This is a genomic window from Legionella sainthelensi (assembly GCF_900637685.1).
In the GTDB taxonomy this organism is placed as follows: domain Bacteria; phylum Pseudomonadota; class Gammaproteobacteria; order Legionellales; family Legionellaceae; genus Legionella; species Legionella sainthelensi.
Genome location: NZ_LR134388.1, coordinates 3,578,093 through 3,590,749, shown reverse-complemented (window position 1 = coordinate 3,590,749; position 12,657 = coordinate 3,578,093). Strand labels below are relative to the sequence as shown.

The following is a 12,657-nucleotide window of genomic DNA, read 5'->3' as shown; positions in this document are numbered from 1 at the left end:
GTTATGTTTGAGTTTTTTAAAAAATTAATCAGTGATTATTTTCAAGGTACTCCTCCTGAAATTGAAGAGACACGTGTCACGAAGAATGATGAAGTTGATTTTATAAAAGATTTTGAAATGCAGGAACGTAGGGAATCTACTGTTCCTGTAAAACAAAAAAAAGTAATAAATGAAACTGAAAAAACAACAAAAAAAGAACATCAAACATTGGAGACATTGGAGAAGCTGGAGAAGCCTAAAAAGCCCAAAATGAACCTCTTCAAAACCTCAGATAAAACGGTAAAAAAATCTCGTTTTGCGCGTATGGGGGAAACTGATACTCATGATAAGTCTTTACTGCCAGCATCTAAGTTTGTCAGTGGGCGATCAATTCAATTAAAAGAAATTTCATTTGAAACAACACGAAGTGAATTGATCCAAATTTATCTTCTCTCCATAAGCCAATGTATTAAGGCAAACAAATTAAAAGAACTTTCCCCTCAAGCCCTTGCCGGACATTACCTTTTAATTAAATCGTTAGCTGCCGTTGCGCAAAATTTAACAGAAAAAAGCCAATTACTTGCTTTAGAAAAACCTTTTGGCAATTATCTTAAAAGCAAAGAATCTACTACATGGTCTATTGTTAATGATTATACACGCGACAGTGAGTTTCCCATTGTGCAGTGGTTAAAAAATCAATCGTCAAATTCTAATTTTATGGTTTCATTTATTATTGATAATAATAAGGGAACCTTAACGCGCAATCAAAATGCTTTTATCCAACAATTCAAAGATTCACCTGCCTTTTTCTTCCCTAATCCAATTTATATGTCATGGATTACCCATGGTTATGAAAAGGATTCAAATATAAATCCTATGTATAATATCAGCAAGAAAACGCACTATTATCATGCAACTATTACTGATAATTTATTGCTGCGAACTCAACCTAAGCAAGTAACGTTTGCACCAAAACATTATTATGAAAAGGGTAAAGGGACTGTTGATACCGATTTTCGCTATACGATGCATCAAAGTAATTTGTTACGGATACAAGGTAGGACGTTGCTTTTTACTGATGACTCAGAAGAGTTGATTGCCGTAAAAGTACAAAAAAAAGGGGAACCGCAAGCAAACCTCACCGAAGAGTTTCAAATGGCGGATTATTTGCAAAAGCACAAGAACCGGCTAGATTTACAAAGCCAGCTCCCAAGGCCACTTGGACAATATTCGGTGAAAAGAACAGAGATTCTAGAGAAATGTATCAAGTCACCTCATTATAGACAGTTTGTAGATCTCATCGGTGATACAAGAGATCTTGAAGTGTATGTCTATAAAGCGCCGGCCTCGTATTTTACCTACTTACATGATGAGCATCAGTCTTTTAGCGACTTTACTGCATCAGTTAAAAGAAACATTCATGATCTTTTTGTATTGCTTAGAGAGGGAATTGTATTTTCTCAATTAGCAGATATATTTCATACGCATTCTGAAGAGGATGGGCGTCTGGATAAAGGAAGATATCAAGCACTGGTGCAACTTCTGAGTGTTTTTCAATCGCAATTGGGGCGACTTGATAAATGGCAAAAAGCTGTAGAGTTTGTCAATCTACGCGCCAGTGGAATCGCTGATCTTGGTGATAGTCTTCCCATAACAAGTTTACTCAGCGATTCGGAGTATACTAGAAAGTATTTTTCAGAGTTGTTGACTGGTGGATATCATCAAACCTTTTTTGATTCGTCAACTGGTTCAGCAAGCTCTCTTTATACGGGCAAGCGAAAACTCTTTGGTAATTACTTATACCTTAACACCATTGCTGAGTACTTATTAGTGATACAATTAGTCCTAGGCTCTTATGGTGATAAAGTGACTCGAAAAATCGACGATCCGTCTACCAAGCAATACATGTGGCAGCAATTAGCGGAATTGATGTTTGATAGTTGTGCTGAAGCAGTTACTTTAATGACGGGAATTCCTCATTCTAGGGCACTTGCATTATTGAATCAACGTGCAAAAATAGACAATCATTTGCAACAAACTCAATTTTGGATGACTCCAGATTATGCTGATTTGGATGAATCAGAAATGAGAATGCAACAGTATGTGCTTTACCCTGGTGAAGCAGGTTATGAAATAAATAGTGAAATAATTCCTGGTATTGGTCTATCAGTTGATGGAATTAATCAAGATTTAGGCGGATACAATCAAGAACTTCCTTTAAGAGAATTTGAAAAGCTCTTATATGCTACAGTGACTCTTATCGAGGGAACGACCCAGCTTGATAAAGAATTTTTCAAGCAGATAGAGCAAACTGAGGCATTGATTATGAGTAATTGCAGTGCTGAGGATTGCTACCAGGCTGCAGCAAAATTACTGGATATGGCTAGACCGGAATGCCATTTCCAAAAGAGACTTGCACTCTCATATTATGAGGAAATTAAGCTTAAATATCCTTCTTCATTACAAACGGATATTGATAAGCGCTTTGAAAAAGTCGAAAAACATTTCGCAGTTAAGACCATACAAAGTTTTTGGCGAAATTATCAGACACATAAAAAGTTAGGCTCAGAAGAACATGCACCTTCTCCTGGTGATTCTATAGTACGAAAGCATCCATTAATCGCTTGACTGTCTTAAGTGTTATGAAACAAGAAAGTTTCTAGCATGTGTTAAATCGAATACTGGTATTATTAATTTAGAAGCGAGAAGAGCTGCAAAACTCACAAAATGATTTCATTTCTTTATGGAAAGGATAAAAATTTTTGAGCAAGTCTAGGACAACCCGTTTCATTCACTCAAAAATTATATTGCCCTCTCTTTTTCAGACTTCAGTGAGCGCTGGAGCGAATAGGAGTGCTTGATTACGCAGTCGCTTTATTCCTATGATTGATACTAAAAAAATGCAGCACGCAGCCATAGATAGGAACAAAAGCGAGCAGGCTAATTGTAATTTTGAAACACACATCAACGATGGCTATTTCGGGCCAATGTTGACTTAAAAAAGGATGTGTACTGTGATAAAACGCAATAGTAAAAAACAAAAGGGTATCTATTATATTGCCTATTGTAGTTGAAAGCGCTGGAGCCACCCACCAAGATGAACTATTTCGAATGCGCTGAAAAATAAAGATATCTATAAACTGGCCAATGACATAGGCAACGAAGCATCCCAATGCAACACGTAAAGGCATATAATGTATTGCAAAAAAACTATTCCAGCTTAGAGTTCCAAGAGTTTCAATAGAGCTCGCTATAAAATAAGAGATGAGTAATCCAGGAATCATACTCAGAAAAATAATGTTCCGAGCCGTTCGGGCGTCAGAGAGTCTGGTCGTCAGATCGGTCAAAATAAAAATGAAGGGGTAAGTAAATGCACCCCATGTTGTGTGAAAACCAAAGAGTTCAAAAGGATATTGTACTAATATATTGCTAATTGTTATTATAAAAACATGAGCAACAGTGAGAAGTCTAAGTGTTGAAATTTTATTCTGAATCAAAAAAGTAATCTCTAATTTAAATTCGAAGATTTTATCTTATACAGGCCTTGGCATGTAACTCAAAGTTGCATTGACAGGGACATAGCCATTCTAATGTTAAAATAAAAGACATAAAAATGCAATTTTAGTCATTTTTTACCAAAATGAGTATCCAGAAGAGTAGAGAATAGAGTAAATCCATCCTCAATTTGCCTATGCTGTTTTTCTTCCCTTCGGTATCAGCGTGACTAAGGCAAAGAAGCAATTAAGCCATTTCAGGCAATGCGACCCAGTAAATATCCTTTATCTTAATATTTTATTAATATTTGCAAGTCATAATAGCAGCACTTAAAATAATCAAATTGATCAAATACATGAATAGTTCCAGTCTTCTAAAGCTACTTAATGAGGTAGATAGTTCGTATAACGTATTAGAAAAGCTTAAAGAGGCACATTTTGCGGTTACTGATAGAACCGATGAGGGTGATTCTGTTTTACACATTTTAGCTAAGTCAAAGCATGCACAAACGCGATATTTTTTTGACTATCTCCAAAATTTAGTAAATGCTGGGGCGGATGCAATTGCGATCGATAATCAGAATAATTTTTTCCTAAGTTACTATTTAGATCAGGGGGTGCGATATAATGACAATGAGACCTTCAGGCTCTTGCTTAAAAATGAAGATTTTGACATCAATCAAATAATTACAAGCGACAAAACACTTTTTGAATTTATCTATGATTCTCGTGATTGGAATGTTCGTGACTCCATGGAAATGTTTATAAAGCATAAAAAATTCAATCCTAATCTTAAAACCTCTAAACATAATTCCATATTGCTACATATGATTTCTGAGAATGTGTTTGCTCATAAAGAGCACTTGCAAAAGGTGGCGAACCATCCACTAACAAATCCAAACATTAAAAATAATAATGGACAGACAACATTAGATTTAATTTTAAGTGATACGTCCTATAAAAATATGGGGTTGGTTACTGCTTTAATCAACCACGAACAATGTGACATTGATCTCTTGGATAAAGATGGAAATAACTATCTGCAACTGGCAACTATCTCTTGTGAATTTCAGGCAGGAGAAATAGCGCAACTTCTTATTAATAAGGCTATTGATGTTGATCATAAAAATAATCAGGGTAAATCCGTATTTGATTTAATTGTTGAGAATAGGGCGGGTAGATCCGACTATGCAAGTAATGCCTTATTAATACAGATCCTGAAACTTCATCCTGCATCACTTTTTGAAAAATATAAAGATGGTCAGTCTATATTAAGTGAAATCCTCAAAAGCGAAGATTATACGCTTCAATCCACACTCTCTTCACTTCTCAGTCTATGTAAAGATCAAAGAGATGGTGGGGAAATTGTTAAAAAAACTGTAGCCGAATTCTTTAATGATTTTCGTCAGGGGTTGGTCTCTGAGGAAGCAATAATTGCTTTAACTTCAGCGCTTATTGATGCCCAGGTTGCTATTGATGTCGAATATTGCTTTGCACAGTGCGCGATTCATAACTATTCTGGATATACAAACACTGTACTTAACAGCAATTTTAAAATGCTCAAACCTCAGCTTGATTTAAAAGCAGTTATTCATCATTTAAAAAATTTGACCCCGGATAACAGTGAGGAACGTTTACGTGCCCTAACTTATTTAAACGAATTTGGTTTTTCGCTAGATAATTTAGATGAAGGCACGCTTGCATTAGAGGATGAATGTCACGCTAAATCAAGACAAGATATTGAGAAAGCAAGTAAAATGTTCGGTCATTTATTTTCATTAAGTGGTTCGATACCTAAAGAGGACCGTCTTATCAAACTCACCGGAAGTTCTCCACGGGATACAGCCCCTTTTATGATATATTTAATGAATGCATATATTGCTCATTGCCAAACAAGTAATAAAAATAAAGAGTATCTGGATACTATTCGCGAAGTAAGAAATATGGCAGTAAAAGCGATGCGTTTTTATTCTATATCCCATTCTTATTATCAATCTACAAATACCGCTAATGAAAAAATGCTGCTTTCTATGATAGAGGACAGTAAAAATTCGGGTGTCGAAATTATCACAGGTTGGCCTGAGCATACGATAGATCTTGTTATTAAACAAAATGATCTATACCGTAATAATGGTGGTGGATGCAGTACTGATGCCACGATAGAACATTACAAAATATCCAAACCCGAAAATATAACCAAAGATATGTTTTCTACACTCTGTAACGATGAGTGGGAATCAAATAAAGCATTTATTCAACGAGATCTGCACAGCCTCCTCGGTTTGGTATTTATTGATAGTATTCCTGGTGATTTTCAAACTGTAGGTAATTGCAGTCTTTACAGTCTGCTAATCGCTTTAAAAACGAAATATCAGCTGTTTTTACCTGAAAACATAGCCGAACAATTACTTACTGATACTGTAAAATTTTTTGAACATTTTTATTTGAAAGAATATCTTGCTCTTCATGCAAATAATCCAACTGCACCACACCTGATCATGAGATTAATTATTCAAAAACTAATGCCAGAAGGACAACTTGAGTTAATAAAACGATTGCTAACGGAGCATTTTAATACTGAAGAAAATAAGGAAATAGCGCAAACTGCATTGATGCTGAAACGGTGGAAGTTAAGCGCCTCAGGGAAATCTACAGAACAATTTGACAAACAACTGCAAACTTTAGGTGTGTGTCTTGAACCCACAAATGAGCGCCTGGAAATTTTGCAACGCTTCCTTAATGATGAGGTGACTACTCATGATTTAGATGAAATAAAATCTTGGCCCTTATCGAAACAAACCTTGCAAGGCTATCATCTATTACATTTTGCGGTGATGAATAACAATGTAGCTCTTGTTTCATCACTTGTACAGATGTTTCCTAATGCTGTGAATCAAACTAATTGGTATGGTGAGGAACCATTATGTTTGGTGAGCTCGGTTGAAATGATTGACGTGTTAATTAACGCCGGTGCCAACGCTACCAGAACAGATAGTGATCACGCCTTAGATTATGCTATCCGTGCAAATAGAGTAGATCTGGTAAGATCTTTACTCAAACATGGAGCCAAACCCAGTGAGTACAGTGCTTATTATGCGGCCTCTAAGGATCCCAAGATTTTACAGTCCTTAATGGAGCATTATCCAGAAACAGTGACAAAACCGACCCACGACTACAGTACTAGTATCCATGCTGCAGCCAGAGCAGGAAACGATGAAAATATTCGTGCATTAGTCTATTATGGTGGCGCTAATCCAGATACCAGTAACGTAAATGGTATTACGCCTTTACAATTGGCACTCAAAAACGGACATAAAAATACGGCTAAACTATTGATTGAATATCCGGGCACCTTATTTAAAGGTCCTCATCGTGGAGAGTCCATAATTAAGATGACTCAAGATGAGGAGATTCAAAAAACGATTGAACTTAAAGAGCAAGAAAGAAAAGAAGATCTTGAGTATTTTCAAACGACGTTTAAAAACAGTAACCCAGGTATCATCAATGAAAATATAGATTATCTCATTGTTGCTATCCGTATTAATGATGTGCGCGCTATTCGCGGATGTTTACTGGCTTATCCTAATCTTAAAGTAGTTGATACCAGTGATCACTATTGTACAACTCCTATAGGAGAGGCGATACACAGATTGGCAGGAACAAAAGGGGAAGAGTATAAACAAGCATTTAAAATAATAGAAATGCTTCTGAAAACCCCCGCAATTGATATCAATGCGATACAAGCAAGTTCGGAACCTATCCTCTTCTGGGCTACATCGATTGGCGATGTCGCTGTTCTTGATTTATTTCTTGCCGATCACAAGCTTGATCCTAACCAACAGGATAACGTGGGATATACTGCTTTGCATGATGCAGTGGAGCGTGGTCATTTAGACTGCGTGAAACGATTACTTGCAGATGAGCGTGTTGATAGCACTATTGTCAATCACAGAAATCAAACCGCAGCAGAGCTCGATAGTTTTAGATACAATTCAATACAATGCATCGATGAGGTCATAAAACATCAGCAATGTTTAAAAGAAAACTATATGAGTCTGGCAAAAGAGTATTGCTGAACTCATTCAGCGAAACCTCGCTGAGCTAGAATGCGAAGTGGTGGTAGACATTATCTTGAAAAGCCCAGTTGCATCGTTAGGTGTGGGTGAATGTGCTGATTCATGGAGAGAGTGACGATTTTTTGCTGAAAGTTTTTCACCCATGCGGTCAAGAAAGAAATTGCCAAATGGGTATATTTTTCTCAAAAGGAACTGAATAAAAATAATCGAGAAAAAGCAACATTGTTATTCTATTTATTAGTTATATGGCCTGTGGCAAAAAGGTTGTAAATGGATCTAAGAAATTTCATATCTTCCTGTAAAGAATCCTGGAAACTCCCCCAAATTTTCTGCGGGTCGGCCCGCAAAAAATGTGAGGGATTCATTTTTTCAAGGAGATAAAAAAGGAATTACAATTCAAGGGTCTTTTGACGCTCTTCTTTAACAATATTTTGGATGACTGCCTTATTAAGCTCCAGGAAAACGTCGTCGCTTAATTTTGCACGTTCTTCAATTTTAGCAACAAACGTTGTACTATGGCCGAGACTCTTTAAAAGGGCGTGAAGTTTCACAGCACCTTCTGTAGAGATGCCAATCGCCTCTTCTAATTCTTCAGGACTTCTCTTGGCTAAGATATTCATAAGTTCTTGCATCTCATACTTATCATTATTCAAATCTTCCATAAACTTATCTAATAACGTTCCTTTCTTAGCTAAGGTAATCCGTTCATCTGTAGTTAATCCTACAAGATCCGTAAGTCCTTGAAGCATCCATCGGTTTTTAGTGAGTTCTTCGGTTCTTGTTTTTCTTGATTTTGTCGAATTCACCTGGTGAATTTCACATAACTCACGCAACTGTATAATTAAGGCTTCACTCTTGAACTGTAATTGCATCATTGCAGGATAGGCCTTTTGTTTCTCCACAAAAAACTCATTTAATTTTACAATCTCAGCTTTATGTCTTTGCGCTGTATCCGAATCATCTAATGTTTTTGCGAGCTTATCAAGAAGCTGTAAATTGAGTTGAGCCTCTTTTGTTTGCACATCAAATGTTTTTACTTCCATTTGATTGAGGGATACTCTCAGATTACTTATCAATGCCTTAGTTAAGAATTGATTTACCTTTTGTAATCGATCCTTTAATGCATCCACATCGGATAGGTCAAGAAGTTCTTTGGATGCCCCATGTTTTCTTGTTTTTTCTTGACGTAACTGTTCTACTTCGGTAAGTCGCTCATTAAAACTAGAAATCATTTTTTTTACAGCAGCCAGATTCTTAGGTTTTTCTTCTTCAAGTTTGTTAATCTCTTCTACTACTTTAACTATATAGGCATCGTATAACTTGTTATGAATAGTACGTAGTTGCTCCTCTGATTTGTCGATATCAGTAAAATCAACGGTTTCGGCTTCAGAATATAGCCGAGCTTTTTCATTGCGCAGCACTTTCACTTCTTCTGGTAGCGCATTAAAATTGAGCAGTTCCTTCTTAACATGATTCACATCATCGAGTTTGGCTGTTTCTAGGGCTGTAATTCGCTGGGTGATGTTCGTTGCAAGCGTTTCATATCGCTTTTTTACTTGCTCGGTATTAGTGAGCACGGGTGTGATGACGGCATGTTGCAGGGGCGCTAAGTTTTCAGCTGTCTCTTGTTTTGTCAGTTGAATTTGTTCTCTTAAACTGCTGCTTATCAAGGGAATGTTGCTCATGTTATTATCGGAAGGCATGCTTTCGAGTGCTTCTAAGGCCTCAGTGACGTGTTGTTTTTCCAATGCATCTTGGCATTTCATAAGCGGTGCGAGTTGACGTTGCAATGCTATTTTCTTTTCAATAAGTGGTCTTAGGTTATCCATTTCCCTTTTGGCATCTTTTGCGGTATCTGATTTAAAATGAGACCATTCTTTATCTGAAGGAAACGCTGCTAAGGCACGTTGCAACATATCCATATTATTTAATCTTAAAGCATTATGACATTCCCTTAATTTAGGAATGACTTTTTCATTAAGAAAAATTTTTCGTTCCAGTGATATCTTTTGATCGTCTTTTCCCGAAAAGTAGTGGAGTATTCTATCTAAAAATCCGCCTCTGATGGGTAAATGAGATTGCTCTACCATTTTAAGTTGTAACGCAAACAGTTTTTCTTCTAAGTCTCCAGGAAGCTCTGTTTTTATTGCGTTTACTGTCTCCATCACTTGTGCATTTTGTATCTTAATCAAGGAGTTAATGGCAAAACCACTCTCATGTCTGTGAATAAAATCAGGACTTTTAATCGTCGTAAACGTGATAATATATCGATCAGCTCCGGTAGATGTTTTACCATCAAGACTCACTTTAGTAGGAACTAAAGCGACATCATCGGGCAAATAAAATGAAAATTCATCTTCGGAGTCTTGTACATGAGTGCCTACCTGTTTTGCTTGCAGCAACCCTTCAGGATCATTAATTTCAAAGATTGTGTTCGAATCAAAGATTGTTCTAGGAACTTCAATATTTACAGAATTACTTGCGTTCGTTCTGGCGGATATTTTACTTAAATCATTTAATTTGATTTGCATAAAATCTTGTGCAGACAAATCAGTAAAGAGATGCTTTGACGAATTTGCAATGATAGTATTGGCTTGATTAACCAGTTTATTTTGAAAATCTTCTGAAAAATTTAATCCTCGATAGAGTAATTTTGGTGAAGAAGTTCTCCCATGGGTATCAACCAGGGCCTTACTGGTCAGAGGGGTGAGCAATGCAGTAAACATGACTTCTTTAAATGTTGATCCCTTGTCTCTATTTTGAGCAATTGCATTAACACGGCTATAGTACCAGGCATCATTTTGCATGAGGAAAATTAAATCATGCTTAATTTTATCCCTGTATTCGCCACCTTTTTTTCTAATTTCCTCATTCCAGGTTTCCCCAATTTTAACCGGAACTGCTTTGGGATCAGTTGAATGAAATTCCGTATCTTTTTCATGTTGCATTAAACGATCGATATTATTGACATCGGTATTATTTAATAGTGATCCTACAACGGCCATATCGCATTTAGCCAATAAGTCTCGGAAAAATTGTTCTTCCAATTTTTGGCCATTTAAAAGAACATGATCGTTTTGAATCACCTCAGGATTAGCCATGATTTGGTGGATAATCCGTGCTGCGGCAATTTCATCCCTATTGGGTTTTTTTCTTTTTTTATCTGAAGAAGCTTGTAACACTTCTTTAACCGCATCAATTTTTATTTGCTGACGGGCTTCTTTGATGGCTCCCAGACATATTGAGGGTTTCTGCTCACATGTTCTTGCAAAATCAGTTGCGGGACTCTCCGCTAACTGTGTACTATGGCCAGGAAATTTATTTTTTATCTCAGGAAGACTATAATATTCTTTGATAGTGATGAGTCGCTCGTCTTCTGTCATAGGACTTTTCGAATTTATAACCCGAATGTCACTCATGGAATTGAGATCTTTGCCCTTTTTTATAGCATATTTTTCACCACTATAAGGATTTTCATAAGCACCTCCTTCCTTAAATAATTTTTTAGCTTCCTCAGAATGAATATTATTTTCCTCAATCGCAGTATGTTCTCTTATCGTTACAAAACGCTCATTCTCATTTGGACGATAATCGGATGCTACGCGTCGTGCCTCAGCTAATGTATTGATCGTTTTACCTTTTTCTATAACGTATTTTTGAGAAACCATATTTTCATAAGGTTCTTCTGCTCTAAGGTTTTCATTTGCTTGAGGATTAAATGAGGGAACAGCAGATCCGGTAGCTAAGAAAAATTCTCGATGCGTTCTGAGAACGACTTCGGCTCCTAGAGAACCTACCGAATTTTTAAGCGTATTGTAGGCGCGTTCTACCACTACCTCGGAAGGAGATTTGACTCTCATTAAGTCGACCATATGACCTTGGTTTATCAAGACATGTGCCGGGGTTTGATCCCAACTATGCCTTTCGTCTAGAACAATCGCTGCATAGTGATCGACTTCTTTTTGATCTTTGAAGATTTTGCCAATGAGCTTATTGTCTTCAACATATTTCCTGAATGCCTGTTCGCTTTTCTTATGATATTCCTCATAAAAATTTCTCTTAAGCTTATCATCATATCCTGAGCGTTCATCATCTCTTCCTACCACAAAGAATGCTTGGGCGATGAGAATTTTTTTCAACTCTTCAGGAGTAACATCGGCTAATGTCCGTCCATCTTGTGCTGTCCCTAGTTTTTCCCCTCTGAATTTTGCTTTTCGAGCTTCTTCCACCATCACTTCAGCACAAGCCATAGTCCGTATCGTATGTGCAAGGCCATGAGTTGTTCGATCAGGTCCTTCGTTGGGAGAAAGTCGTCCTTCAGTGGCATCTTTGGGATTTTTTAGTGGTCCAGGATAAGGGTGCCTTAAATATTCTTTATGGACATGCTCTATAACACCGTGAACATCGACGTCATCATCCAGTATGGAGCTGTTTAGAATAGCTGAAGGTGTCGTGGGTTGAGGGGGTATTTCTTTAGGCGTAGTTGTTGTTCCAGTTGAAATAAGAGTAGGAACTTCTATGTGTAAGTCTTTTTCTGTAGCACGTCTTAAGGCAGTTGCATCGGTTTGCGCATCACCTGCGGGAAATTCATTGGCAACGGCTCGTAACCAACCAGTAATGTCTCCATAACCATTGCCATCGAGTTCATTTTGCATTTCTTGAGTGATGGTTTGGCCTAAATTTTCCAAGGTTGGCGGATTATCGCCTGTTAATGCTGTATGTGCTCTTACCCCTGCAGAAGCAACCCAATAGCCGCATAAGCCCATGTTGAATCCTGCGTCATTGGGAATCACAGAAAGTGTAGCGTTTTCTGGGAGTTTTCGAGCGAGAATGTTTTTATACCCTTTTCCCGAACCTTCACCTAAAGGGTCGAAAAGGTAGTAGTGATTACCTTGGCCTTTAATTAACATGATCCAGTGGCCAGATTCTTGTGTTGGATTTACCCCAGTTAATATGGGCATGAATCCTTGCTGATTCAGCACATCTACTCGTATGTCAGGATTTCCATTGTAAATGATACCGCTGGTAATATTTTGTCCCATGCGTTCAAAAATAGCATGCATGCCATCTTGGGTTAATTCTACCCCTTTTATGTATCTAGGCATTTT

4 protein-coding genes are annotated in these 12,657 nt (G+C 37.2%); 2 read left to right on the top strand and 2 right to left on the bottom strand.

The window, feature by feature from the left end:
* Nucleotides 1-3: 3 nt before the first annotated feature.
* Nucleotides 4-2,607, top strand: a complete 2,604-nt coding sequence (locus tag EL220_RS15750) for a SidJ family T4SS effector polyglutamylation protein (protein ID WP_027271340.1) — start codon at nt 4-6, stop codon at nt 2,605-2,607.
* A gap of 233 nt (nt 2,608-2,840) precedes the next feature.
* Here the strand turns inward: EL220_RS15750 and EL220_RS15745 are convergent, their stop codons facing one another.
* Entirely contained in the window at nt 2,841-3,476 is a 636-nt protein-coding gene (locus EL220_RS15745; RefSeq protein ID WP_035906129.1) for a 7-cyano-7-deazaguanine/7-aminomethyl-7-deazaguanine transporter, read from the bottom strand.
* 353 nt (nt 3,477-3,829) lie between these two features.
* Between EL220_RS15745 and EL220_RS15740 the strand changes: the two genes are divergently transcribed.
* Nucleotides 3,830-7,549, top strand: a complete 3,720-nt coding sequence (locus EL220_RS15740) for an ankyrin repeat domain-containing protein (protein ID WP_027271338.1) — start codon at nt 3,830-3,832, stop codon at nt 7,547-7,549.
* Between the two features lie 389 nt (nt 7,550-7,938).
* Here EL220_RS15740 and EL220_RS15735 read toward each other — a convergent pair whose 3' ends face one another.
* Nucleotides 7,939-12,654 (bottom strand): SidE phosphodiesterase domain-containing protein, encoded by a 4,716-nt coding sequence (locus EL220_RS15735; protein WP_027271337.1) that lies wholly within the window; start codon nt 12,652-12,654, stop codon nt 7,939-7,941.
* Between the last annotated feature and the right edge of the window lie 3 nt (nt 12,655-12,657).